This is a genomic window from Gemmatimonadota bacterium (assembly GCA_016719105.1).
In the GTDB taxonomy this organism is placed as follows: domain Bacteria; phylum Gemmatimonadota; class Gemmatimonadetes; order Gemmatimonadales; family Gemmatimonadaceae; genus SCN-70-22.
Genome location: JADKAQ010000023.1, coordinates 47,643 through 71,875 on the forward strand (window position 1 = coordinate 47,643; position 24,233 = coordinate 71,875).

Consider the following 24,233-nt stretch of genomic DNA (forward strand, 5'->3'; position numbering starts at 1 on the left):
GTGCGACGTCGCCCCGCCGTCCAGCAGGCCTTCGACGAGGCACGCTTCGGGACCACGCGCATCCTCAACGTGCGCGACGCGCTGTTGACGGGTGCCGAGGCCGTGCGCCGCGCCGACGGATGGCTGCGAGCCAAGCAGGTGGAGGTGGCCGATGAGGTGCTGATCATCACCGGGCGCGGCAACGGCAGCGTCGGGCAGATCGCGGTGGTGCGCGAAGAGGTGCGCACGCTCCTCAATCGCCTGCGGCGTGCCGGCGTGGTCGCCGAGATTCGTGAGCACACCCCCGGCTCGTTCGCCGTGCGACTGGCGCCGCTGCGCGCGCTCTTCGAGGCGCCGCCGCGCACGCGCGACGGACACGAGGGGCGGCAGCGCCACCCCACGCCCCCCAATCCGCAGTCGCTGGCCGGGTTGAGTGCCGAGACGCTCGATGCCCTGCGGCAGCTCGCGATGCTGTCATTGCACTCGTTAGGAATCCCGGCGCCTGAGGCTCGGTTCGTCCAGTCCGAGATGGAACGCGAGTTCTCGCTCCTCGCCCGCGCGATCGGCGGGCCGCTCGACGAAGCCGCGCTCCGTGCCGCCGTCACGCGCGCCCTGCACGAGTACGAAGAAGCGGACAGTTGATCCCGCCGGTGCGCGCCTGCCACCCCTCCCCGACCCACCCCACATGACCATCCGTCGTCTCTTCGTCGCGCTCGCGCTGCTCGCAGCCCCGCTGGGGGCGCAGGGCGTCACTGGCTTCACGCGTGCCAATGGCGACCGCCAGCGGCAACTCGAGCGAGCCGCGGTCGCCGTGCCGGCCCCCGAGCGCGCCGCGACCCACTCGCGCGCGCTGTCGTCCGAGCCGCATGTCGCCGGGACACCGGCGCAGGCACGCACGCGCGACTACGTGATCGAGCAGATGAAACGACTCGGACTCGAGACGGAAGTTCGCGCCTACGACATCTGGATGCCGCACCCCACCAGCGTGCGCGCCTGGCGTGTCGACGGGGCGGCGCAGGAGCTCGACCTGCGTGAAGGACCGATCGCCGGCGACACGACGTTAGGCACCCTCGGGGAGGTGCCGCCCATCAACGGGTACGCCGGCAGCGGCGACGTCACGGGCGAGGTCGTCTTCGTGAACTATGGGCTCATCGAGGACTACGCGCAGCTCGAGGCGATGGGGGTCTCGGTGCGCGGGAAGATCGCCGTCGCCCGCTACGGGCGCTCGTTTCGCGGGATCAAGGCGCGCGAGGCGGAAAAGAACGGCGCCCTGGCGCTGGTCATCTACTCCGACCCGCAGGACGACGGCTATGCGCGCGGCGATGTCTATCCCGAGGGCCCCATGCGCCCGCCGCAAGGGATCCAGCGCGGCGGCGTGGCCAACGGCAACGGCGATCCCACCACGCCCGGATGGGCTAGCGTGGCCGGCGCCCGGCGCATTGCACCTGCCGAGGCCAACGTGCCGCACATCCCGGTCGTCCCGATCGGATACGGCAACGCGGCGCTCCTGCTCAAGGACCTGCGCGGGACGTCGATCCCCGCCGCATGGCAGGGCGGGCTGCCGTTCCGCTATCACGTGGGGCCGGGACCCGTGAGGGCGCGCATCGCCATCACGACCGACACCGCCACGCGCCCCCTCAAGACCATCTGGAACACGTACGGGATCATCCGCGGTCGCGAGCTGCCCGACGAAATGGTGATCATCGGTGGGCACCGCGACTCGTGGGGGCCTGGGGCCGCCGACAATGTGAGCGGAACCGTGAGTATCCTCGAGGCCGCGCGTGCGGTGCAGGAACAGGTGCAGCGCGGCCAACACCCGCGGCGCACCATCGTCTTCGCCACGTGGGACGCCGAGGAGTGGGGGCTGATCGGTTCCACGGAGTACGTGGAGGACGATTCGCTGCGCCTGATGCGTGGTGCGGTCGCCTACCTCAACCAGGACGTGTCCGCGCAGGGGAGTGCGTTCGGTGGAGGGGGATCCCCAAGCATGCGCAGCATGCTGCGCGATGTGGCGCGCCAGATCGACGATCCTCGTGGTGGCAGCGTCTATGCACGCTGGCGCACCGCCGCCAACCTCGCGAGCGACACACTCGAACCGCCCATGGGCGATCCGGGGGGCGGCTCGGATTTCGCCGGCTTCTACAACCACCTGGGCATTCCCCACGCAGACTGGGGTTTTGGTGGCGGCGGCGGTGTGTATCACTCGATGTTCGACTCCTTCGCATGGATGAGCCGCTTCGGCGATCCGGGCTTCACCTACCATGCGATGGCCGCGCGCGTGGGCGCAGCGATGCTCCTGCGACTCGCCAACGCCGACGTGCTCCCGTACGACTACGTGGAGTATGCGCGCACCATGCGCCGCTACCTGCCGGCACTCGATCGGGCCATTGCGGCTGCCGGCGGAGGCGTGGACGTCGCGTCGCTCGCCGCGGCCGTCGCCCAGATGGAAACGTCGGCACGGGCCTTCGCGAAGGCGCGCGATGCCGCGCTCGCCGGGACGCCGGCCCCCGCGGCCCTTCGCTCGGCCAACGGCGCACTCCTTGGCGTGGAGCGCGCGCTCACGCGTCCAGAGGGGCTGCGGTCGCGCCCGTGGTTTCGGAACCTCATCTATGCCGCCGATGAGGACAACGGCTACGCGACGATCGTCTTTCCGTCGGTGAACGAGGCGCTCCGCCGACGAGACCAGGCACTGGCGCGTACCGAGATGGCGGACCTCGCCGCCCGCTTCGGTGCCGCCAGCCGCAAGCTGGACGAAGCGCGGGCCGCACTGGAGGGCGCGACGGGGAAGTAGCAGGATCTTCACGGCCACACGCCGTGGCGACGTGGTGGCGGAGGGCCTCCGCACCTGCCCGGGGCGAGCCAGTAGGCTCGCCCCGCGTTGTTTACCAGGGAGCTGTGGGCGCTCGCCGAAAGACGACGGCTAGTGCGACGAGGAGCAGCACGACCACAAGCGTCGCCGCGATGAAGAACGTCAACGAGCCCATGAGGCGCGGTTCGCGGCGCGCGGGGACCTCGCGTGCCAGCACTCGGCTGGGGCGTTGCGCCTGCAGGCGCACGCGCGCGAGCACCTCCCGGTGCGGGTCGTCGCGCTGTGGGGCATCGCGCTGTGGGGGCGCCGCTGCGTGAGGCGGCATCGCGGTCAGCCCCGCTGTGGGCGCTTCTGCCACATCGGTCTCGACCGCGGGTGCTCCATGGCCGGGTGTGCCGCCCGCGATCGTTGCGACCGGTGGGGCGACGCTCGTTTCTTCAGCGGGAAAATCCGTTGGCGCGTCGGCGATCGCAACGAGGACCGGCCCGACCCCCACGACGCCGATGGGGTCCACGTCGAGGGGTAAGCGCGAGGGTTCCACGGCTACGGCGAGTTCGGTCGACGCGCGTGCGGGAAGAGTGGGAATCGGCTCGACCACTACGTCCAGCGCGCGTTCCACCTCCAGATCGGGCATCGGCGTGCGCTCGTCTCCAAGCCGGCCTCCAACTGGCGTGTGCCGAATGTAGGCGCGCGGCAGCACCTTCCCTTCTCCGACGGTCGCCCGTGGATGCTGCCCGGAGCGTGAGAGATGGAACCAGTGCGGCGCGCTGCGCCGAGAGCGAGCCGCTGCGTCTTCGGGCTCTGGTACCGCCGACGCTTCCGCAGCTACGGGAATGTCAGCTGGCGCGTCGGTCGCTGGCGCGTCGGGTGGTAACGCGTCGGCCATGGAGGCGATGAGCGCGGCAACCGGTGCGGCAACCGGCATGGAAACGGTCCCGGCCACGATCGGCACTTCCGTCCTGCTACCGCCGGCACTTGGGCGCTCGCCTCGCGCGATGTCTGGCTCCGGTTGTGTCGGACGGAGCACCGGGGCGTCACCACGCAGGACGGCGGCGGTCGCCGCGGTCGGTGGCACGGCGGCCCGCAGGACTGGTCCTTCCCCGAGGTCCGCCAGGCCGGCGCCTACGCCTCGCGGCATTGGCAGTGGCGCCGGCATTGGCGTCGACGCGTGCCCTCGAGTGACCGCGGGCGCTGCTGCGATCGGCGGAGCCTGCCCCTCTGCCAGGGCCGATGTCTGCGCCATTGCGGCTGGCGGAGTGACCGCGATCCGTCGACGTTCGGCGCGTTGGCGCGCCTCGGCGATGGGGGACGCGCCGGGAAGCCGAATCGACTCGATGCGTCCTTCGCGCTCGATCGTGCGCTCGCTGGTGCGCTCGCTGGTGCCCTCGCTCGCACGTTCGTTCGCGCGTTCTGACCTCATCGCCGGCGGTGGCGGCTCGAGGGGGGCCATGTCGAGCGGCACCTCGACGTCGAGATCGAGAATCGGCGTGGGGGCGCGTGGCGGTTCGTACTGCAGGATCTCGTCCTGCCCCGACGGCCCCCAGTGCTCGCCGGTCGCCGCGCCGCCGCAGCAGGTGCAGCCGAGACGCGATGACAGATCGATGAGGATGTTCTCGCGACTGAGCAGGTGCTCGGCGAGTTCGGTCGAGAACTCCTCGTCGGTGATCGTCACGAGGCGCCGCTCGGGGGCGCGCGTCTCCAGGGCCTTGGGCGCCGGACAACCGCCGGGCAACGAGAAGAACCGGCGACGATCGGGAGGAATAACCGAGTCGAACACCGCGGGCTGCCTGGCGAGCGAGATCCCGCGGTTCACGAGGAGGCGAAGAAAGTCCTGCGCCGAGACCCGGGTGTCGATCGACAGATCACGCGCGCCGGGGCAGCCGCCGATCATCGTGATGCGCAGCGCGACGTCCGGCTGCAGTGCGCGCAGATAGCGCGCCGTGGCGACGGACGGTGCCACGAGCGAGATCATGTACGGCGCCAGTTCACTACCCGCGGAAAGCAGGCGCGCGCGGAGCGACGGACAGGCGCAATAGATCGCCGGAACGCTCCCGCGCGCCGCGATCACTCGCAAGGCATGTTCCGCCAACGCCTCCTCACCCCAGCTGACGGGCACGACCAAGTCGTACCCACACGCGAGAATCGCGTGGGCCAGTTGCAGGGGACGCGCGGGGAGCGCAGCGAGGACGGCGTCGTTGCCGACGATCGCGACCTCGTACGGTCGCGTCGGGCTGTCGGCCGTGGGGCGGGGCGACATCGAGGCGGGAGGGAGCTGCTAGACGAGCTCAGCGATTGCTGAAAGCAATGAGAAAATGCAGAGCCTGTCCAGACAAGTCGCCCGGTATATTCTGCCCAGCTCGCCAGCAGGAGCGGGCGGGAATCCCCATCGAGTGTGAGAGCGTGGGAGTCGGTGTGCCCCGATCGTGAGGGGCGGGCCACGGGGGCAAGTGTGACAAGAGCATGTAACGTAACGCTTTACGAGGAACTTCTCTCCTTCCGTTTGCAACCCGCGATGCGCGATCCAATCAATCCGTCCGGCCAGAACACGCCGGGCGCAGAGAAGTCACCAATCTCTTCGGGCGCCTCCGCCGACGGTGCGGGGGATTCGTCCGCGCCATCCACCACGGGATGGACCGGGGTACGCCCGTTGCACCCGGCGGTCCTCGCCTCGCGGCTTGCCGATGGCGAAAGGATCACAATCGTCGACGTTCGCGAACCGTGGGAATGGGAGACGGCGCGCCTCGACGGCGCGCGCCACATTCCGCTTGGCGAGTTTGCCCAGGCGATTGGGTCGCTCGAGCGCGAGGACGAGATCGTGGTCTACTGTCATCACGGCGTTCGCTCGCTTGCCGCTGCCAGGTACCTGGCCGACCAGGGCTTCACGCGGCTCTGGAACCTGTCGGGAGGAATCGATCGCTACTCGCGCGAGGTCGACCCGGCCATCCCGCAGTACTGAGTCAGGGGGCACCGGTCGGCTCGGCGTTCCGGGTCGCCCCTCTGGGCGCGCGGCACGCGGGGCGTGCCTCCTCCCCTCCTTGTCCGTCACGCGGTCGGCGCGGGCCGACCACGGCTCTCACGCCGGGCGCGCAGGCGGATCGCCGCAAAACGCGCGACCCGTTGGGTGGCGGCCAACCTCCCTCGCCGGAGGGCGGGCGGGCGGGCGAGTATCGGCATGACCTGCGGCGCACTGAAGCGTCTGTATTGCAGCAGGTTAGGGTCCTCACATCGAGATGCATCGGCGAACTGTCGCGATTATTGACGCTGATGGCTCGGCGCCGTGCCCTTCTCCGGCCGAACGATCTGCTGCGTGGCACTTTGCCACACTCGGTTCGCATCAAGCTGCAGACTGTCAACAATCTTTACGGTGTTCAAAGTGGTGACGGGCGTCTCGTTCTGCTCGTCGAATCGGCGGATACACGCAAGGTCCGGGTTGGCAACACGCTGCCCCACTCCTTCCGACTCACGCGGATTCGCACGCCCCGTTTTCCACTTCATGCCGAGGTAGTTCGCATGCTCTCGTTCCGCAGCATTCGCCGCGCCGCCCTGCTCCTGGCCGCCACCGCCGGCGTCGCGCAGGCGCAGTCCGGGCTTCTCTCCAACACCGCCACGGTCACGATCAACGCGACCAAGCAGGCGGCGCTGTCGATCGCCATCAATTCCGGCGGTACGCAGACCATGGCCAGCCTGGCCGACAATGTGGTCAACACCTTCGCCTCGCCGGTCAACATCACCACGACGTGGGACATCAATCCGTCCGCGTCGAGCGTCACGCTCGTGGGCTACTTCAGCAATCCGACGCAGGCGCTGGCCAACGGCACCGACTACATCGCGTCCTCGCTCGTGAAGGGGCGACTTGGGACGAGCGGCGCCTTCAATCCCTTCACCGGCGCTGTGGTGAGCGGCGGGGCGAGCTCGGTCGGTGTCGCGGGTGGTACGCTGTCGCTCTTCTCCCAGGCCATCACCGGCACGAACAAGAAGTCGTCGCGCACCGATGACCTCTACCTGCAGATCGACCTCACGGGCCAGAGCGTCACGGCCGGGACGTACGCGGGGACGTTGAACCTGCGCGCCATCACGCAGTAGCCAGCGGCGCTTCCTTCCCCGTCGACCGACCATGCGGCGATCCCTGCCTCTCGTCACCCTCCGCCGCGCCGCGCTCGCCGTGCTCGTTGCGGGGGCCGTGGCCGCCCCGTCAGGTGCACAGACCGTGCGCCCGGCGGTCGTCGAGTATGCGGTGCAGGGGCGGGGGAAGTTCGAGCTCGTGAACGAGACGCTCTTCCCCCTCACGGTCGTGCTCGAACCCCGCGGGTTCCGCGTGGACGAGCAGGGCACGCTCTCCGACCTCCCGTTCGACTCGAGCAACGTGGAGGTGCGCCTCTCGGCGATGTCGTTCAAGATCCCGCCGTTAGGCACGTACACCGTTTCGTACGAAGCCAAGGCCAGGCGACTCCCCGCCTGGTTCATGGTCCTCTCGGCCATGACCGGGGCGCGCACGACGAGCGGACTCAACGTTCGCCTCGAACTGCCGCATGTCGTCTATCTGCTCCAAAAGGATCCGCTCCGCAAGGAAGCAGTCGCGGTGCGCGGTTTCGACTTCGACAGCGCCGGCCACAAGGCCGTGCTCGAGCTGGAGAACACGAGCCCTTCGCTGGGACGGGTGCTCGGGTCCGAGCTGAGCGTCGATGGCAAGCGGGCCACGCCCTTCGGTGGCTTCCCCCTGTTCCCGCAGAGCAAGCGCCGGGTCGAGGTGCCGTGGGATGGCGCCGAGCACCCGGACCGCGTCGTGCTTCGCTTTGCGCACTTCACGGTCGAGGAGCGCCGCGCGGGCGCTTCGCGTTAGGCGCGAGACGGCGGCATGACGCGCGTGCCGTTCGTGAGCCGGCGGTGGCGCCCGCGCCGATGGGGGATGGCCGTGCTGAGCGTCCTGGCGGCGGGCCCGCTGCACGCGCAGGTGAGCACCATCGCCACCACGCCGCCCACGCTCTCACCGGTCGGGATCTGGCAGAGTTCGGCCAACGCGCCCGCCGGTGGGCCGAGCGCGATGGCGAACACCCTGAGCCTGCGCATCAACACCGGGGCAACGCAGATCCTCACCGCCCTGGTGGACAACACCATCAATCGCTTCCCCACGCCGGTCAGCATCACCACCCAGTGGGACCTGGCCACGCTGATCACGGCCGTCGACCTCGTGGGCTACTTCTCCTCGCCCACGGCGGCGCTCAGCGCCCCGGGCTCGGACATCCCGTCGAGCCGCGTCCAGGCGCGCATGTCGAGCGGTCGGCCCACCGCGTTCACGTCGTTCACCGGCGCGCCGGTCGGCGGTGTCGGAACGCCTGGGGCGACGTTGCACCTGTTCCGCCAGCTGGTCATCGCGCCGTTCAACGGCGTGGGCCAGCGGACGGACGACCTCGAGTTGCAGCTGGACCTTCGCGGCCTTCCCAACCTGCCGTCCGGGACGTATCGCGGCACGCTCACGCTGCGCGCGCTGGCGTACTAACGATGCCGCCGACCCCGCGTCGTCACCCTCGCGCCCTCCTCGTGATGCCGGGCCGCGTGCCGGTGCGCGTGCTGGGCCTGGCCCTGGGCCTCGCGTTGGCGACGCGCCCTGCGGCGGCGCAGGTCTTCCAGCTGCAGGGGGGCGGGTCGTCGCTCTTCGAGGGATACGGCGGTGTGCTCCAGCGTCTGGGGCAACGGGTACGAAGGGTCGCTGGGGATCGGGTACCTCGACGGGATCCGCCTCGGGTGGTCGGCCCGTCGCCTCCTCGCCGGGCGCGACACGCTGCGACTCGGCAACGATGCCCTCCCCTTTCACCTCGAGACCGACGTCTTCGGCGGCGGGAGCGCGATCCTCGCACAGGGGGCGTCGCTGCAGCGCCGCCGCGGGCGCACCACCCTCCAGGCCTTTGGCGGCGCCAGCGCGAATGCGGTCGCGGCGCCGTACTTCGCCTCCAACACGCCGTCCCGGGCCATGGCCTATGTGCGCGCGCAGTACGACGTGCGCCGCAACCTGTCGGTCATGGGGCACGCCGTGGCCACCAATCGGCAGACGGTCCTCGGATCGGTCCGCTGGGTACCAGCGTTAGGCGTGACGACCGGTGCGACCGCGGGCATCGGCAGTGACGCGCCCTATGCCGCCGCCTCACTCGACGCGCGCACGTCGCGCCTCGACGTCAGGGCGGTCTACGCGGCCATGGGCAACGGCTTCCGGCGCGCCTCGGCCCCGATGCCGCTCCAGAGCGAGCTGGAACGCGAGAACATCCTCCTGACGTGGCGCGCGCTCCCCGCCCTCACGCTCTCGGCCGGACGCCAGCACTTTCGACAGGACTCCGCCTTTCGCGGCCTGCCGCAGCGGGCGGAGCTGAACCAGGTCTCGGCCAACGCCACGCTGTTCGGCACGACGGTGTCATCGGGGTGGTACTTCTCGCGCGCGGGCGGGATGCGCAACCTCAGTTCATCGCTCAGTGCCCGCCGAGATCTCAGCCCCCGGATGCAGGGCGAATTCTACCTCCTGCGCGTCCTCGAGCCGGAGCCCTCGCGCATCACGACGCCGGTGCTCCTCCTTCGCGAGAGCATCACCCCCAAGCTGTCGCTCCTGCAGGTCATCACGCGGGAGCGTGGGCGAACCTCGGTGAGCTTCGGCGGCACGGTCAATACGGGCCTCACCTCGGTGTCGCTCGACTACCAGGTGGCCCACTCGCCCTACCTCACGACGAACCCGTTCGTCCAGTCGATCGGCCTCAACGCCCGGGTGCAGGTCGGCAGCTACGCACTCACGTTAGGCAGCTTCGTGACGCCGGATGGCAAGGTGCACTACTCGGCGCAAGGGAGCACGTTCTTTTATCGGGGCCTCACCAATCTCGCTGGGCCGCTCGCCGGCAACGCGGGCGGGCGCGTGGACCGCTTCGTCATCACGGGACGTGTGGTCGACGAGGCCGGTGCGCCCGTCGAGGGGGCGGCGGTGGAGATCGGATCCGAGGTGCTCTACACCGACTCGCGCGGCCGCTTCTTTCACCGGCGCCCAGTGACCAAAGCGCTCCCGGTGCGCGTCGTCCTCGATGACTTCCTCGTGGCTGGGAAGTTCGAGGTGGTCCAGGCTCCACGCATGGCGACACCGACGCGCGACGAGCGAGCCAGCGCCCTCACCATCGTCGTTCGCCGCGTCACGTCGCGGCCGTGATGCGCCGCCCGGTACGTCACCGCGGGCGATCCCCGCGGGCGATCACTCGCGAGCGGCGGTACACGCGACGGGGTGGGGCGCCACGGAGCGCCTAACGCGGCGGGATGACGATCTCGCCGGGCAGGTCCACTTCCGCGAGAGCTACGTCGCGCGGCACGAGCCGGAATCGTACGCGCCATGTCCCGCCCGGCAGCGTACCTCCACCGGGGGCCAGCGCGCGGACGCGCATCGTGTTCCCGGGCGCGACGCGCCCCCACTCCGCTCCGAGCGGATCGAGCGACCCGTCGGACGCACGGACATAGAGTGCGGCGCCCGGCGCGGGCGCGTGCTCCAGCCTGACCTCGATGCGGTCGACGTCGAACGGCGCGCCCGGGATCTGGATCGACGCATCAACCACCGAGTCGCTGCGGCGAACGGCCGCGGTGCCAGCGCGCAGGTGTGCCGGCGCAGTGACCGTGAGGGAAATGCTCGCCGAATTCGAGCGCAGCCCCTGCCCCCAGGCAAGGCGCGGCAGGATGAGGGCGAGGGCGAGTGTCCCCAACGCCACGAGCCACCACCGGCGTCCCCCTTCCCACTGCGCGGCGCGCGGCGCTCCTCGACCGCGCGGCCTCACGCGAGGCGGGACGCGACGAGCGCGACCGCCTCCCCCGTGACCAGGGCCCCCGGCGCCCGGTGTTCCGCTCCACGACGAGTGTCTGTCCATGGTCCCGAGTCTCGGCTCCGATGGGGGAGGAACTTGACTCGTGACAGCCGTCACGTCGAGCGATGAGACCGCCGGCAACCCCGCTCAGGCGCGGCGCGTTTCTCCGTGCGCGAGATGCCAGTACGCGCGCTCGAGCAGCGCTGCCGCCGCCCAGGCGGCGCGCGCACGCCGTGGCGGTTCGTCCATCGGTTCGTCGGTCAGCTTGAAGGTCCCCCAGTGCATGGGGACCATCGCCGTGCGATTCGCGCTCTCGTGTGGTGCGCAGAGGTCGAGGTAGGCCTGCACCCCTTCCTCCGCGTTCATGTGGACGTCCTGCATGAACCATCGGGGGTCGTACGCCCCGATGGGCAGCAGGGCCACGTCGAAGGGGCCGTGGCGTTCGCCGATGCGCGTGAACTCCGGGTGATAGGCCGAATCCCCGCCGAAGTACACGCGTCGCGATGGGCCGAGGATGCTCCACGAGCACCAGAGCGTGGCGCCCCGGTCGCGAATGCCCCTGGCGCTGAAGTGGCGCGCCGGCGCGCAGGCGATGCGCATGGCGCCTAACGATGCCTCGTCCCACCAGTCCATCTCATGCACGCGCGCCGCCCCGCGCGCGCCGAGGAACCGGGCCACGCCTAACGGGACGAACCAGGCGGCGTCGGGATAGCGACGCGCCAGGCGACGCACGGTGCGGTCGTCGAGGTGATCGTAGTGATTGTGCGAGATGAGGACCGCATCGATGGGCGGGAGCGCCTCGAACGGTACCCCGGGGGGCACCCAGCGCCGTGGGCCGAGGATAGGGAGGGGCGATGCCCGATCGCTCCACATCGGATCGGTGAGGAGGTTCACCCCATCCAGCTGCACGAGGAAGCTCGCGTGCCCGACCCAGGTCACCGCCACCTGCGGTGACACGACGCGCGCCGGGTGCGCGGGGAGTGCGCGCGGGAAGACCTCCGGCGACGGATCGCGCGGGCGTGGGCGCGTCAGTCGCTCCCACACCATCCAGCGCAACAGGTCGCGCATGCTTCGCGCCCCGTCGCCCCCGGGCCACGGATTGCGAAATCCGCCGCCGGGGCGGTGATGCCTGGGAAGCGACATGAAGCGGTGGCGGGGATGGACAGGGGGACGTCTCGCCGGCGCACGCGCCGCGCCGTCGCTGAATCCTCGCACCGTGCTGGCGCCGCCTCAACTCCCGCCCCGCACGAGGCACGAACCCGCGACCGCTCCTGCGTTGGTTGGCGGGGGTCCCGTCGCTCCTTACATTCCGCGGTCCCACCGGCGGATCTCCCCTTCCGGAGCCGCGCGCCCGCGCCGCGCCGTCGTGGGTGACGCGATCCCCACCGAGGTTGCCATGCCCGACATCTCCTGCTCCCGCTGTGGCCAGACCCGCGCCGGCTTCGAACGCGCGCCCTTTCCCGGCGCCATCGGCACCCGCATCGTGGCCGAGGTCTGCCAGGCTTGCTGGGGTGATTGGCTCAAGCAGCAGACGATGCTGATCAATCACTACGGGCTCAACGTGATGGACCCGCAGGCCCGCAGCTTCCTCACCAAGAACATGCAGGCCTTCCTCTTCAAGGCCGGGGATGGCGAGGACGTCGACACGACCAAGAAGGGCACGATCACGTGGTGAGCGGGCGCCACGTCGTCGCTGGCGCCTTGCTGCTGACGGCGTGCGGCGGCGGGCTTTCCCCCGCGCCGACCCCTGCGCCAGTGGCCACGCCGGCGCCAGTCGCCGCGCCGGCGCCAGTGGCCACGCCGGCGCCAGTCGCCGCGCCGGCGCCAGTCAGCGCCACGGTCCCTGACCGTCCCCCCGCGACCGTCCCCCCGCTCAGGGGGCGCCGCCCCCCACCGCCGCGCCATCGGGACTCGCCGAGCTCTCCCCGCCGCAGCGCCCGGCGGCCGAGCAGAGCGATCTGGCCTGGGCCGATTCAGTCCTGCTCACCCTGCCGGTGCGTGACAAGGTCGCGCAACTGGTCTGGCCATGGATCCTCGGCGACTACGTCGCGACGTCGAGCGCGGAGTGGACGCGCGTGGCGAAGCTGGTGACCGAGCAGCATGTCGGCGGCATCATCATTTCGGTCGGGTCACCGACCGACGTGGCGGTAAAGCTCAACGCGCTGCAGCGCCTGAGTGCGCTCCCGCTCCTCGCGAGTGCCGATCTCGAGACCGGCGCCGGCTTCCGATTCCGCGGCGGCTACTTCCTTCCGAATGCCATCGACCTCGGGGGGGCGACGAGCTTTCCGTGGCAGATGGCGCTCGGGGCCATTGGCGACACCACCCTCGCCTACGAGTACGGACGCATCACCGCGGAGGAATCGCGGGCGTTAGGCGTCCACATCGCGTACGGCCCGGTGCTCGACGTCAACAACAACCCGGCCAACCCGGTCATCGGGGCGCGCTCGTTCTCCGAGGACCCGGCGCTCACCGCGCGCCTCGGGATCGCCGTGACGCGCGGCATTCAGGACCATGGGATGCTGGCCACCGGGAAGCACTTTCCCGGGCATGGTGACACCGAGACCAACTCGCACCTCGCCCTCGCCACGGTCACCGCCACGCGCGCGCGACTCGATTCCGTCGAACTGGTGCCGTTCAAGGCGGTGATCGGTGCGGGAATCGGCGGCATCATGACGTTTCACGGCTTCCTGCCGGCGCTCGACTCGGCCCAGGTGCCGGCCACCCTGTCGCCGGCGGTGATGACGTCGCTGCTGCGCGACCAACTGCGCTTCGACGGCCTCCTGATCTCCGACGCGATGGACATGGCCGGCGTGGTGCAACGGTTTGGTGCCGACGAGGCCGCGAAACGCGCCATCGCCGCGGGCAATGACATCCTGCTCATGCCGGCCGACATCCCGGGAACGATCGACGCCGTTCTCGCCGGGATCACCGAGGGACGCTACGACGAGAGCCGCATCGACGCCTCCGCGCGTCGCGTCCTCGCGCTCAAGCATCGCTTCGACCTGCACACGACGCGCGTTGTGGATGTCGAACGCGTGCGCAGCGTCGTGGGGAGCGATGCGAACATCGCCGTCGCGAATACGATTGCCTCGCGTGCCTTCGTGCTGGCGAGGGACTCGTCGTCGCTCGTCCCATTCGCGCGAGACGGACGCCGGCCGCGCGTCCTGTCGGTGTCGTATGCGCGGCGCTCGGATCTTGGCGCCGGCGTCGCATTCAATGCCCAACTTCGCGGTGGCGTGCGCTCGCTGAGTACCGCGTTCGTGAACGCCGATGACGCGGCGCCGAATTACGCGCCCTTGCTCGCCGAGGCGGCGAAAGCGGATGTCGTGGTGGTCGGTTCGTACGTGAACATCACCTCGGAGACGGCGACGGCGACTGCTCCGCGCGCCTTCGTCGAATTCGTCGAGGCACTGCAGAAGCGCCGGGCCAAGGTGATCGTCGTGTCCTACGGCACGCCGTACCTCTTGATGCAGGTGCCGACGGTCGGGACGTATGCGATTGCGTGGGGCGGGAGTCCGGCCTCGCAGCGCGCGGCCGCGCGTGCACTCCTCGGGACGCAACCGATCACCGCGCGACTGCCGATCTCGATTCCGCCCTTGCTGCCGTTTGGCGCCGGCGAGCGTCGTGTCAGGCCGTAACGTGCGTCGCGGCCTCACGTGAGGCGTTGATCGAGGTGGTGCGGTGTTGGCGAACTGTCGCGATGCGTCGCGTATCGTCGCCTACGCCTCGCGTTTGCATGGTCTTCGCATTGCTCCCACGTTCAGATCGCGCGCGTGACATGTGTACTGCCCGCGTGTATCCAATGGCGATGGCGCGCAATGGCGCAATGGCGCGCAATGGCGCGATGTGATGCGCGATGATCGCGCGAGTTGATGCGCGCGAATGTCGAGCGCATGGAGCATGTGTGGCGGTGTTGCACGTGCGTTGACGTCGCGACGGAGTGCCCCTACAATGACCGGAGGCGGCGATCACACGATGGTGTGATCGCCCCTTGACTTTAGTATCGTACCGGCACTAATTCGGCCGGTCATGCGCGACCGGGCACCTTCCCCTCCTCCTCCGTCATCGCGCGCGTCGGGTCGACGCTCTCCGCACTCCATCGACGTCGCCCTCTTCACGCCGCGCGGGCCGCAGCTTGCCGTGTTGTGCGTGCGTGCAGCGGATCCTCGCGCGCGCGAGCGGTGGCAACTCCCCGCCGACTGGGTTCTCGGCGAGGAGACGCTGGATGCGGCTGCGCGGCGCGTGGCGCGCGACGCCGTTGGCGCTGACCCGACCTGGATCGAACAGGTGGGGGCCTTTGCCGATGGGCTCCGCCATCCCGCCGACGCCGAGCTGTCGGTCGCGTTTGCTGCAGTGGTCCCGGCCGAGGCGGTGGAGCGCACCAGCGGGGAGGCGGCGTGGTTCAGTGTCAGCGAGCCGCCCTCCCTCCCGGCACGACATCGCGCCATGCTGGACGCCGCGCTCGAGGCGTTACGTACGCGCGTGGACCACGCGCCGATCGCCTTTCGGCTCCTCCCGGCCCAGTTCACGCTGACCGAGCTCCAGGCGATGTACGAACTCCTGCTGGGGCGACGACTGCACAAGGCGTCCTTCCGCCGCGCATTGCAGGCGACATCCCTCGTCGAGCCCCTGGACGAGTGGCGCAGCGAAGGGAGGGGACGTCCCGCGCAATTCTACCGTTTCGCCGCACGAAAGCGCCGCGCCGCCCAGCGCGCCGTGCGCTTCGACCTGCTCTAGGCTGCGGGCCAGATCGGGCGTCGGGGGTCAGCCCCACCGATCCCACCGACCTCACCGAGTGCACCGCAGCTTCGCGCTGATCCGGTCGATACTAGCAGCGGACGGCCGCAGCGTGCGTACGCCAAGGCGACTCGACGATGCGGTGGATTCCTGACGGCCCGTTACGGGATCGGGACTTGACCGTCCTCCGTATTAGTTGCAAAGTGTCAATTACACACCCCGCGCGGGAGGTTGTCCGTGCTCGCCTATCTGGAAGCTCTGTGCGCCGCACTGAAAGCCCGGAACGTGCTCACCATAGGTGAGCTGCTCCGGCATCCGCTGGCCTCCGCACTTCCGGCGCAGGTCGTGGACGAGGCCCAACGGATTGCTGCGACGCCGCTGGGAACCGAGCACATCGCGCCGTTGCACACCTTCCGGCTGTACCACCAGACCGCCCACCTGCTGGGAGCCTGCACCGACCCGGCGTCGCGTCGCCGCCCCCAGGCTACCGCGACGACTCGGCAACCGGGTGAGCTCACGCGGCAGATCGAGCTCGAGCTCCCTTTCCGCGCTGCGGTCGCCTAGTCACGGCACACCGAGACGAAGACGGGCCCCCGCGATGTCGCGGGGGCCCGTGCGCTTTTGTCCCGACCGCTGTGCGCGGTGGCGACGCGACTAGAACTTCGCCGTTCCGTCGCCGCGCAGTCGAAGCAGCGCCTTGGCGATGGCCACGTTGTCCTGCGCGATTCGAAAGAGCTCGCCAAAGACGCTCTGAGGGCTTCGCCCCTCCGCGCGGGCGATGACGGGTGGCTCGTGTCCGTCCCGACGCGTAGGGTCGGTGCGACGTTCCACGGTGACGTGGGCGCGATGAGTCTCCGTGTCCTGCAGCGACTCCTCTTCCACGTGGACGTAGCCGCCCCCGGGGAGTTCGCGCTGGTAGACGATCTTGGATTCGGTCATGCGTCGACGCTGCCTCCACGACGGCGGCCTTACGAACGATCGGAGAGATCGCTCCATAGATGAGGGACGATCAATCGAGACGTCACGTCACCTCGCCGCAAACTTGGCGCCGCTTGGCGCGAATCGCTGAGACGTGGATCGCAAACAAAAGGGGCCCCGAGGCGCAAGCGCGCCCCGGGGCCCGGTGTTCCGCGTTCGAACTCAGGCCTTCAGGACGTCGGCTGCCTGCGGCCCCTTCTGCCCCTGGACGATCTCGAACTCGACCTTGTCTCCCTCCGCAAGGGACTTGAAGCCGGGCTGGTTGATCGCGCTGAAGTGAACGAACACGTCAGGACCGCCCTCGCGCGAAATGAAGCCGAAGCCCTTCGCGTCATTGAACCACTTCACTGTGCCAGTAATGCGTGCCATGGAACCGTTCCTCTTCCCCTGCGGGGCAAAACTGTGGAGCTGACCGGCAGGAACAACGCCCTCGCGTTCACTCCTCCCGATCGGGATGCGGGAGCTGGCGCCCGTGCCAAACCCTCCGCGAAAAAAACTCGCGCATTCGGCGACGACCGAATGCGCGAGCGCCTACGATCGAACCGCGAATGAGAATCCCGACTAAGCTGCTCCCGCAATATAGCGGGCCGTGCGTCCGCACGCAGTACATGTCAATGTCACATGTGAACGCGGGGGCGGGGGAAAGTGGTCGGGCGACCGTTCAATCGAGCCACTGCACGACGGACAACTCAGGGGTTCGCCGGTACGATCGCTCGCAATGAGATGCAGCGCCTGCGCCGGATTGTAGGTCGCCGGCCGTGGCTTTCTCATGAGACCTCCTAGACAGGAACGATTCACGCGCGGTGTCGGCAAAGCCGCGCTACTGAGGAAGGTAACCGGCAAAGGCCGCAAATCCAAATATGGCAGCGATTTGCATGGCCATACCGCGTCGACTTCCTCAGAAACAACCTCGCGGCAACCCGACTGGACGACCACACCCAGCTCACACGGTGCCCCACAGAGGCACCCATCGACCGGTTAGCGGTTCGTCGTAGAACGCGCGCGGGCTCGCAAGTGTTGTACGGGAAAGCAGGAATTCGGTTCCACCTAATCTCCTCCCAGACACGGCCAACTGACGACCCTGCTTTCTGGAGTCACGCTTCGGTTGTCAGGCGAACGAGAAGGCCTGGGGGGCTTCGAGGAGGAGGGAGCCCTATTCCCAGGCGTGGGGGCGGCGCCAGATCCGTCGACCGACGCGCCACGGACGTCGATCGCTCACCTCTCCGCCACCAAAGTGCTCGTCCTCTGCCAGCGATTCGGCCATGTCGTTCGCCTTCGCGGAGCTTTCGTCGGCCCAATGGAGCAACTCTGCCTCAACCGTCATCGGCGGAACGGGGCTCCCGAACTCGAGCGATCCGTGATGCGAGAGAATCATGTGCTGCAGTTCGAGACGCTGCGAATCCGATAGCAGGCTGCGGGGAACGTCCTGTAGTCGCTCGTGCAACATCATCGTTCCCAGCACGACATGACCGATGAGGGAACCGGACGTCGTGTGCGCGAAGCCCGTAGGCGACAGGGCGTAGGCCTGCACCTTTCCGATGTCGTGCAGCAGCGCGCCGACGACGACGAGGTCGGCGTTGGCCTTCATGACGCGCGCGGCGTTTCGGGCGATGGTGGCGACCTCGGTGACATGCAGGAGGAGCCCGCCCACGGCCGCGTGATGACCCGCGACGGACGCGGGTGACTTCTCGAAGTCCACGCGAAAGGCGTCGTCGGCGAAGAACAGATCGACGGCCCGCCGCAGTGCATGCGACTTGAGCTCACCTCGCGCGCGATCGATCCAGTCCCACAGCGTGTCGGTGGCGACGGTGATGCGCGGGAGAAAGTGCTCGGGACGCACGAGGGCATCCGGGAGGACGCGCAGGGGCGCCGTGAGGCGAAGCTGCCGCTTGCCATGAAACGCGGCCACCTCGCCGATGACCTGGACGACCCTCCCCTTCTCCGCGCCGGCGGCCCAGTCGAGCTGGGCCGTCCACAACGGTGCCGTTCCCAGTCGACCCGTGGCGTTGCCTAACGTCAGGAGCAGGAACGGGTCGCCGTTGGCGAGCCGCTTCTCCTCGCGTTCGAGCACGAGGAACTCGTGCTGAACCCGATCGCCGACGATGGCGCGGGCTATGTCGAATGTTGCGGATGCCATACCAACGTGACGCGTGAGGATCAGCCCAGGAAGACGACGTCGCCGTCGGCGTCGAGTCCCAATTCCGACTCGAGGCCGCACACGCCGCAAACGCGGCGCACGACCCACGCGGCCTGCAGTTCCTTCATGTGGGAATCGGGGGCAGGCTTGACCGCAAGCTTCTTGAAATTCCGCTCCTGGCAGTGCTCACAGGCCAGCGCACGGGCGATGAACTCGGCACGCTCGCGCGAGATGATCTGGTCCAAGACGCGTACTCAGGTGCCGGATGGATCGATGGGGCCACTGCCGAGGGCACGTGGCGCGGCACTCGAGGTGCCAGGCTTCCGGCTCCCCTCGCCGGCGTCGCCGCCCTGCGCGCGCAGCATCTCGCGCAGGCCGCCTAACGCACCGAGCATCCCGGTCGCCTCGGCGGGGAGGAAGATCGTGGTCCCCTTGCCCTGCGAGATGGCCGGGAGCGCATCGAGGTACTTCTGCCCCAGCAGGTAGGTCGAGGCCTGGCCCTCGGGGAGCGATGCAGAGATGAGGCGAATGGCCTCGGCTTCGGCGTTGGCCATCGCGAGGCGCGCATCGGCGAGCCCTTGGGCGCGCAGCACCGAGGCGTCACGTTCACCCTCCGCGCGAAGCACCTGCGATTCGCGCACCCCTTCGGCTTCGAGGATCGCCGCGCGCTTGGTTGCCTCGGCGTTGGTGACGGCCGCGCGCCGTTCGCGCTCGGCGCGCATCTGGAGTTCCATCGATTGCTGGATGTCGCGCGGCGGCTCGATCGACTGGAGCTCGACGCGGGTGACATCGACGCCCCATCCGATCGACGCGTCTTCGATGACTTCGCGCATGCGCTTGTTGATGACGTCGCGTGACGTAAGCGTGGCGTCGAGCTCCATTTCGCCAACGATGTTTCGCAGCGTCGTCTTGGTAAGCGTCTCGAGTGCGTACGGGAGATTCTGCACCGAGTACGTGGCCTTCTGCGGATCGGCGACGCGATAGTAGATCACCGCGTCGATATCGATCGTCACGTTGTCCTTCGTGATGACCGGCTGGCTGGGGAAGTTGAGCACCTGCTCGCGCAGGTCGATTCGCGTGGTCGACCCGACGGTGATCTTCTTGAGCCCGCCGACGTCGCTCTCGAGGTATCGAACGTCGAGCGATTTGGGGCGCTCGATGACCGGGATGAGGATGTTCAGCCCGGAGCGGGCCACGCGATGGAAGCGCCCGAGCCGCTCGATGACCATGACCTCGGCTTGGCCGATGATCTTCACCGACTTGAAGAGGAGCCAGGCGGCCGCGGCGGCGATAATCAGGGGGAGAAACTGCATTGCTGTCGCTCCAGGGCGTCGATAGGCGTGCGGGGGTCGTTGGATGTTAGAGGGGCGGGGGAGGAGAGTCGAGGGGCGCGAGTCCCGCACCCGGTCTTGGCTGAGGTGCCGACTCCGGCGAGGGAAGGGAGGGGGGACGGGCGAGGCGATAGATGCGCATGGGGTATCTCGGTCCCGGGACTTCGGAGAACGGGACAAAGCCAAGGCATCGCAACATGCGGTCGGAGGCGGTGTTCGGGACGTCGGTCACGCCGGCCAATTCGGCGACCTCCAGCGACTCGAAGGCGTACGACACGAGCGCCGCGCAGCCGATCGGCATCGGATGCGACGCGTCGTCCGGGGTGGCCTCGCCTGCCGCGGGACGCTCGGCCACCCAGAGTCCCATGCCTTGTGGCGCAAGGGCGAGGAGGTCCTCGACGACCTGCGCGGCTTCGGCCTGCAGAATCTCTCGGTGGGGAGCGTGGGGAGCATGCCCGGAACGGGAACGGGGTGACGGCGCATCAACGATGCACCGTCACCCCGCCTGTCGCCAGCCTGTGCGGCTGCGCGCCGCTAGGGTTGGGCTACCAGGTCCAGTCGGCGACGAACAGGTTGGTCTCGGTAGGGAGCTTCGAGTGCCGGTTCGACGCCCACAGGAGCTTCTTGCCATCGGGCGAGAACATCGGGAAGCCGTCGAAGACCGGCGTGAAGGTGACCTGCTCGACCTGGTCGCGCCCCGCCTTGCTGGCCGAGGCATCGACGAGGTAGAGGTCGAAGTTCCCGCTGCGTGGCGCGACGTGATTCGTGGCGAAGATGATCTTCTTGCCGTCGGGGGTCCACGACGGGCCGAAGTTCGCGCCGCCTAACGCGGTAATCTGGCGCTGGTCGCTCCCGTCGGCGTTCATCGTGTAGAGCTCGACGCGGCTCGGACGGATCATCTTGCGCGCCAGGAGGGCGCGGTAGTCGGCGAGCTGCGCGGAATCGGCCGGGTGATGGGCGCGGTACACGATCTTCTTCCCGTCCGGAGACCACCACGGGCCGCCATCGTAGCCGGGGGTGGTCGTGAGGCGGCGCACGTCGGTCCCGTCGACGTTCATCGTGTAGATGTCGAGATCGCCGTCCTTGAGCGACGTGAAGACGATGCGCTTGCCGTCAGGGGAGAGGACGCCCTCGGCCGTGTACGCGTTGTAGTTGGTGAGGCGCTTGAGTCCCGTGCCGTCGCGATTGACCGTGTAGATGTCGAACTGGTCGAGCGGCCACACGTAGCCGGCCGACGGATCGGGCTTGGGCGGACACGTCGAGTCGTGCGCGTGCGAGCTGCCGAAGAACAGGCGCTTGCCGTCGGGGAGGAACCAGCCGCAGGTGACCTTTCCGAGCCCGTTCGAGACGCGACGGACGTCGGACCCATCGGCGCGCATGACGAACTGCTGGTCGCAGGTGCGTCCGTCACGCGTCGACTGGAAGGTGATCCACTCGCCGTCGCGGCTGAAGTACGCTTCGGCGTTCTCGCCCCCGTCGGTGAGCTGGTGGAGGTTCGAGAGGTGCTTCTCGCCAGCGGCGGCAGGGACGGTGGTCGTCGGTGCTGGGGTACGGGCGGTGGCCGGCTGGCCGGGCGTCCCGTTCGTGATGCTGGTGCCCCGGGAGCAAGCAATCGCCGCCACGAGGGTCGTGGCGGCGAGAAGAGTCTGGAGGGATTTCATGCGAGGCGAATGTATGGACGGGCAGGCCAAGCGTCGACAGCCATTGCCTGACGACGCTCGGCGCCGACCCTACTTGCGTGAGAACTGAGGCGCGAGGGCGAAGAGGTCCTTCTGGCTCTGCCCCCGCTTGAGGATCTCCAGCGCCTTCTGCAGCTGGACGTCGTCATCGAGCGAGCGACGGCGCGCGGTGGAATCGCCGAAGGCGAGGCGGGCGACGCGCTGTTCGAGCATGCGATCGATCTGCGCCTGCGCGCCGTCGAAGAGCTTGCGATCCAGGGTGACGCCCTTCTTGGCAAGGCGCGTGTAGAGCTCATCGCGCCAGGTGGGTGCGACGGCGAAGTTGGGATTCCCCTTCACCTGGTCCTTGAGCTCCATCGCGTAGTCGTAGGTCGCGACGTAGATGTCCTGCGACTTGGGAGCCGTGGCCTTGAGGAAGGCCAGTTCGGCGCTCGTGAAGGTGTCGGGACGCACGATCACGTCCGGGGTGATGGCACCGCCACCGTAGACCACGCGACCAGCGTCGGACTTGTACGTCGGACGCGCCTTGCGCGCGGAGTCGCTCTCCATCGAGTCGGGGTGCACCTCGACGAACTGGCCATCGGGGAGCAGCTTGCGCTCCTTCTGGATGGTACGGCCGCTCGGGGTGAACCACTTGCCGGTGGTGATCTTGAGGGCGTAGCCGCCATCCAGATTGAACAGGGTCTGCACGAGCCCCTTTCCAAACGACGTGGTGCCGAGAATGAGGGCGCGATCGTGGTCCTGCAGCGCGCCGGCGACGATTTCCGACGCCGAGGCGGTGTACTGGTCGGTGAGGATCACCATGGGGACGTCGGGCGCGATGGGCTTCTCGCGCGCCGTGTACGTCTGGTTCTCCTGGTTGCGTCCTCGCACCGAGGCCAGCTCCGTCCCCTGCGGGAGGAAGAGGTTGGAGATGGCGAGCGACTGATCGAGGAAGCCGCCGCCGTTGCCGCGCAGGTCGAGCACGAGCGCCTTGGCGCCGTCCTGCGTCACCAGCTTGCGCACCGCCGCGGCCACTTCCTGCGTGGAGGTCTCGTTGAAGCCCTGCAGCGGGATGTAGCCGATCTTGTCGAAGGTGATGGCGTACGGCACGGCCGGAATGCGAATCACGGCGCGCGTGAAGAGCGACTTGATCGGTTCGTTGACGCTGGGGCGTGCGAAGGAGACCGACACCTTGGAACCGGGGACGCCGCGCAGCGAGTCGGCGACGCGCGCCGAGGACCAGCCTCGCGTGGTGATCGTGTCGATGGCGATGAAGACGTCGCCTTCGCGCACGCCAGCGGCTTCGGCGGGGGTGTGCGGGAAGACCTTGGAGACGACCACGCCCTTGCCGGGCTGCTCCTCGATCTGCATCCCGAGCCCGCCGTAACGTCCTGCGGTGGTGGTGTTGAACTGGGTGAGCTGCCGGGGCGAGAAGAGCTCCGAGTACGGATCCTGGAGCTGCGTGACGAGCCCGCGCGCCGCCTTCTCGTAGAGCATGGCAGTGTCGACCGAGTCGACGTAGCGGCTCTCGACCAGATCGAGGACCTGTCCGAAGAGACGGCCGCCGTCGAGCGTCGCGCGCTCCTGCACCACAAACGCTCCAGCCACGAGCGGGACGAGCACAGCGCCGGCGATGGCGAGCTTCCGATTCATGAGAAGACGGGAAAATGCGAACGAAGACGAGAAGACGAGAACACGAGCGAACGGCTCTCTCTATCTACCAACAACTGGCCCGGTTGGGTTCCTGCCGGGGACGTTCACACCCCGTTCCCGCGCGGAACGCGTCAGGGGCGGATCCACGAACGGCTCCGAGGACCCTCTACGGACGGGTCCAACCTATACGCGTCACTGGTCCCGCTCGCTCGACCTGCGATGAGGGGCACCTCAGCTGGGACGAACCGCGAGGACGTAGTCCACGAACCACTGCTTCCGGATCTGGTGGACCTTGGCGTCGCGCACGATGCCGGCGGTCTGCAGCATCTCGTGCGCCGGCTGGAGCACGCGCTGCAGGTGCGACGGATAACGTTGTACGAGCGGCACCTGTTCTGCCAGCGCCTCGAGCTCGATGCGCCAGGTGACGGTGTCGTCGGCACGCGCGACCTCGAGCAGGCGGTAGAGGCGGCGTGCGACGGGCGATGAGAGCCCTTGATAGAGTTGCGGCGAGACGGTGGTGGTGTGCCCACCGCCGATGTTGGCGCGCAGCAGGGGCGAGAGGGTGACGCGGGCGTCGCCGGGTTCCGAGGCGGTGAAGGTCGGGAAGAGGGCGAGCTGCTCGCGATCGGCGGTGCGCCGCCGGTCGATGGAGACGGCCGACAGGACGGAGAACCGTCCCTCGAGCGCGGCGCCGGTTGTCGCGCTCCAGTAGGCACCATAGGACTCGAGTGAGGTGCGTTCGAGTCGGTTGAGGGCGGCGCGGAGCTGCTCGTAGGTCCGGCCGTCGGCCCGGCGACCGATGGAGCGCAGGAAGGCGTGCAGCGTGAACGAGACCGCGCCGTCGGCGGGGGAGCCGGCGTCCATGTATCGGCGGCAGATCTCGACGTAGACGTCCTGATCGAAGGTGCCGGGGAGGCGGTCGCCGGGGGCGGGGAGGACGCGCCAGCGTCCGCCGGCGGGCGGCGTGTACAGAATGGTCGTCTCTTCGGCCGAGTCGCTGAGGCGAAAGAGGGGGAGCGCCTCGAGCGCGCGATCGAGGAAGATGGCGCGACCAGGGGGGCGTCGCGGATGCGACGGGCGCGGGTTGTGGTGGAAGGCGGGGTCCCCTGGCACGGCGATCCTAACGAGTGG

General features: G+C 68.8%; 24 protein-coding genes. 12 read left to right on the forward strand and 12 right to left on the reverse strand.

Features of this window, described 5'->3' with window-relative positions:
* Both IPN47_20670 and IPN47_20675 read left to right on the forward strand, forming a co-directional pair.
* Window positions 1–621, forward strand: a complete 621-nt coding sequence (locus IPN47_20670) for a Smr/MutS family protein (protein ID MBK9410411.1) — start codon at window positions 1–3, stop codon at window positions 619–621.
* A gap of 43 nt (window positions 622–664) precedes the next feature.
* The gene (locus IPN47_20675) at window positions 665–2,770 is read left to right on the forward strand and encodes a M20/M25/M40 family metallo-hydrolase (GenBank protein MBK9410412.1); all 2,106 of its coding nucleotides are present in this window, start codon (window positions 665–667) and stop codon (window positions 2,768–2,770) included.
* 91 nt (window positions 2,771–2,861) lie between these two features.
* Here the strand turns inward: IPN47_20675 and IPN47_20680 are convergent, their stop codons facing one another.
* The gene (locus IPN47_20680; GenBank protein MBK9410413.1) at window positions 2,862–5,045 is read right to left on the reverse strand and encodes a hypothetical protein; all 2,184 of its coding nucleotides are present in this window, start codon (window positions 5,043–5,045) and stop codon (window positions 2,862–2,864) included.
* Window positions 5,046–5,300: 255 nt separating this feature from the next.
* On the opposite strand from IPN47_20680, the gene IPN47_20685 reads away from it, so the two are divergent.
* The 5 genes from IPN47_20685 (at window position 5,301) to IPN47_20705 (ending at window position 9,965) form a co-directional block, all read left to right on the forward strand.
* Window positions 5,301–5,744: a sulfurtransferase gene (locus IPN47_20685; GenBank protein ID MBK9410414.1), complete on the forward strand. Its 444-nt coding sequence runs from the start codon at window positions 5,301–5,303 to the stop codon at window positions 5,742–5,744.
* Between the two features lie 554 nt (window positions 5,745–6,298).
* A complete protein-coding gene (locus tag IPN47_20690; protein MBK9410415.1) occupies window positions 6,299–6,871 on the forward strand; it encodes a hypothetical protein in 573 nt (190 codons plus the stop codon).
* 31 nt (window positions 6,872–6,902) lie between these two features.
* A complete protein-coding gene (locus tag IPN47_20695) occupies window positions 6,903–7,628 on the forward strand; it encodes a hypothetical protein (GenBank protein ID MBK9410416.1) in 726 nt (241 codons plus the stop codon).
* A gap of 15 nt (window positions 7,629–7,643) precedes the next feature.
* The gene (locus tag IPN47_20700; protein MBK9410417.1) at window positions 7,644–8,285 is read left to right on the forward strand and encodes a hypothetical protein; all 642 of its coding nucleotides are present in this window, start codon (window positions 7,644–7,646) and stop codon (window positions 8,283–8,285) included.
* Window positions 8,286–8,456: 171 nt separating this feature from the next.
* Entirely contained in the window at window positions 8,457–9,965 is a 1,509-nt protein-coding gene (locus tag IPN47_20705) for a hypothetical protein (protein ID MBK9410418.1), read from the forward strand.
* 91 nt (window positions 9,966–10,056) lie between these two features.
* Here IPN47_20705 and IPN47_20710 read toward each other — a convergent pair whose 3' ends face one another.
* Window positions 10,057–10,512: a hypothetical protein gene (locus IPN47_20710; protein ID MBK9410419.1), complete on the reverse strand. Its 456-nt coding sequence runs from the start codon at window positions 10,510–10,512 to the stop codon at window positions 10,057–10,059.
* Window positions 10,513–10,752: 240 nt separating this feature from the next.
* Window positions 10,753–11,673 (reverse strand): MBL fold metallo-hydrolase, encoded by a 921-nt coding sequence (locus tag IPN47_20715; GenBank protein MBK9410420.1) that lies wholly within the window; start codon window positions 11,671–11,673, stop codon window positions 10,753–10,755.
* 328 nt (window positions 11,674–12,001) lie between these two features.
* Here IPN47_20715 and IPN47_20720 point away from each other — a divergent pair, with 328 nt between their 5' ends.
* Window positions 12,002–12,280, forward strand: a complete 279-nt coding sequence (locus IPN47_20720; GenBank protein ID MBK9410421.1) for an oxidative damage protection protein — start codon at window positions 12,002–12,004, stop codon at window positions 12,278–12,280.
* Here IPN47_20720 and IPN47_20725 read toward each other — a convergent pair.
* Entirely contained in the window at window positions 12,270–12,443 is a 174-nt protein-coding gene (locus IPN47_20725; protein MBK9410422.1) for a hypothetical protein, read from the reverse strand. The genes IPN47_20720 and IPN47_20725 overlap by 11 nt on opposite strands.
* Window positions 12,444–12,599: 156 nt before the next feature.
* On the opposite strand from IPN47_20725, the gene IPN47_20730 reads away from it, so the two are divergent.
* From IPN47_20730 to IPN47_20740, 3 genes are all read left to right on the forward strand, one after another.
* Complete coding sequence (locus IPN47_20730) at window positions 12,600–14,243, forward strand: hypothetical protein (protein ID MBK9410423.1); 1,644 nt, start codon at window positions 12,600–12,602, stop codon at window positions 14,241–14,243.
* Between the two features lie 502 nt (window positions 14,244–14,745).
* The gene (locus IPN47_20735; GenBank protein MBK9410424.1) at window positions 14,746–15,342 is read left to right on the forward strand and encodes a DNA mismatch repair protein MutT; all 597 of its coding nucleotides are present in this window, start codon (window positions 14,746–14,748) and stop codon (window positions 15,340–15,342) included.
* Window positions 15,343–15,579: 237 nt separating this feature from the next.
* Entirely contained in the window at window positions 15,580–15,906 is a 327-nt protein-coding gene (locus IPN47_20740; protein ID MBK9410425.1) for a hypothetical protein, read from the forward strand.
* Between the two features lie 90 nt (window positions 15,907–15,996).
* On the opposite strand, the gene IPN47_20745 is transcribed toward IPN47_20740, so the two are convergent.
* From IPN47_20745 to IPN47_20765, 5 genes are all read right to left on the reverse strand, one after another.
* A complete protein-coding gene (locus IPN47_20745) occupies window positions 15,997–16,281 on the reverse strand; it encodes a hypothetical protein (protein MBK9410426.1) in 285 nt (94 codons plus the stop codon).
* A gap of 201 nt (window positions 16,282–16,482) precedes the next feature.
* Window positions 16,483–16,689 carry a cold-shock protein gene (locus IPN47_20750; protein ID MBK9410427.1) on the reverse strand — a complete coding sequence of 69 codons (207 nt, stop codon included), beginning with the start codon at window positions 16,687–16,689 and terminating at the stop codon, window positions 16,483–16,485.
* Window positions 16,690–17,473: 784 nt separating this feature from the next.
* The gene (locus tag IPN47_20755) at window positions 17,474–18,457 is read right to left on the reverse strand and encodes an HD domain-containing protein (GenBank protein MBK9410428.1); all 984 of its coding nucleotides are present in this window, start codon (window positions 18,455–18,457) and stop codon (window positions 17,474–17,476) included.
* A gap of 20 nt (window positions 18,458–18,477) precedes the next feature.
* Complete coding sequence (locus IPN47_20760) at window positions 18,478–18,702, reverse strand: hypothetical protein (GenBank protein ID MBK9410429.1); 225 nt, start codon at window positions 18,700–18,702, stop codon at window positions 18,478–18,480.
* A gap of 9 nt (window positions 18,703–18,711) precedes the next feature.
* A complete protein-coding gene (locus tag IPN47_20765) occupies window positions 18,712–19,770 on the reverse strand; it encodes an SPFH/Band 7/PHB domain protein (protein MBK9410430.1) in 1,059 nt (352 codons plus the stop codon).
* 322 nt (window positions 19,771–20,092) lie between these two features.
* Here IPN47_20765 and IPN47_20770 point away from each other — a divergent pair, with 322 nt between their 5' ends.
* Window positions 20,093–20,263 carry a hypothetical protein gene (locus tag IPN47_20770; protein MBK9410431.1) on the forward strand — a complete coding sequence of 57 codons (171 nt, stop codon included), beginning with the start codon at window positions 20,093–20,095 and terminating at the stop codon, window positions 20,261–20,263.
* A 70-nt stretch (window positions 20,264–20,333) separates the two neighbouring features.
* Here the strand turns inward: IPN47_20770 and IPN47_20775 are convergent, their stop codons facing one another.
* The 3 genes from IPN47_20775 to IPN47_20785 form a co-directional block, all read right to left on the reverse strand.
* Entirely contained in the window at window positions 20,334–21,449 is a 1,116-nt protein-coding gene (locus tag IPN47_20775) for a PD40 domain-containing protein (protein MBK9410432.1), read from the reverse strand.
* Window positions 21,450–21,518: 69 nt separating this feature from the next.
* A complete protein-coding gene (locus IPN47_20780) occupies window positions 21,519–23,102 on the reverse strand; it encodes a S41 family peptidase (GenBank protein ID MBK9410433.1) in 1,584 nt (527 codons plus the stop codon).
* 231 nt (window positions 23,103–23,333) lie between these two features.
* A complete protein-coding gene (locus IPN47_20785; protein ID MBK9410434.1) occupies window positions 23,334–24,215 on the reverse strand; it encodes a replication initiator protein A in 882 nt (293 codons plus the stop codon).
* Window positions 24,216–24,233: the final 18 nt, after the last annotated feature.

Excerpts from the sequence above, each read along its gene's own strand:
- IPN47_20675 (MBK9410412.1), top strand. The coding sequence starts at position 665 with ATGACCATCCGTCGTCTCTTCGTCGCGCTCGCGCTGCTCGCAGCCCCG.
- IPN47_20680 (MBK9410413.1), bottom strand. The coding sequence starts at position 5,045 with ATGTCGCCCCGCCCCACGGCCGACAGCCCGACGCGACCGTACGAGGTC.
- IPN47_20685 (MBK9410414.1), top strand. The coding sequence starts at position 5,301 with ATGCGCGATCCAATCAATCCGTCCGGCCAGAACACGCCGGGCGCAGAG.
- IPN47_20690 (MBK9410415.1), top strand. The coding sequence starts at position 6,299 with ATGCTCTCGTTCCGCAGCATTCGCCGCGCCGCCCTGCTCCTGGCCGCC.
- IPN47_20695 (MBK9410416.1), top strand. The coding sequence starts at position 6,903 with ATGCGGCGATCCCTGCCTCTCGTCACCCTCCGCCGCGCCGCGCTCGCC.
- IPN47_20700 (MBK9410417.1), top strand. The coding sequence starts at position 7,644 with ATGACGCGCGTGCCGTTCGTGAGCCGGCGGTGGCGCCCGCGCCGATGG.
- IPN47_20715 (MBK9410420.1), bottom strand. The coding sequence starts at position 11,673 with ATGCGCGACCTGTTGCGCTGGATGGTGTGGGAGCGACTGACGCGCCCA.
- IPN47_20720 (MBK9410421.1), top strand. The coding sequence starts at position 12,002 with ATGCCCGACATCTCCTGCTCCCGCTGTGGCCAGACCCGCGCCGGCTTC.
- IPN47_20745 (MBK9410426.1), bottom strand. The coding sequence starts at position 16,281 with ATGACCGAATCCAAGATCGTCTACCAGCGCGAACTCCCCGGGGGCGGC.
- IPN47_20750 (MBK9410427.1), bottom strand. The coding sequence starts at position 16,689 with ATGGCACGCATTACTGGCACAGTGAAGTGGTTCAATGACGCGAAGGGC.
- IPN47_20755 (MBK9410428.1), bottom strand. The coding sequence starts at position 18,457 with ATGGCATCCGCAACATTCGACATAGCCCGCGCCATCGTCGGCGATCGG.
- IPN47_20765 (MBK9410430.1), bottom strand. The coding sequence starts at position 19,770 with ATGCAGTTTCTCCCCCTGATTATCGCCGCCGCGGCCGCCTGGCTCCTC.
- IPN47_20770 (MBK9410431.1), top strand. The coding sequence starts at position 20,093 with ATGCGACGCGTCGTCCGGGGTGGCCTCGCCTGCCGCGGGACGCTCGGC.
- IPN47_20775 (MBK9410432.1), bottom strand. The coding sequence starts at position 21,449 with ATGAAATCCCTCCAGACTCTTCTCGCCGCCACGACCCTCGTGGCGGCG.
- IPN47_20780 (MBK9410433.1), bottom strand. The coding sequence starts at position 23,102 with ATGAATCGGAAGCTCGCCATCGCCGGCGCTGTGCTCGTCCCGCTCGTG.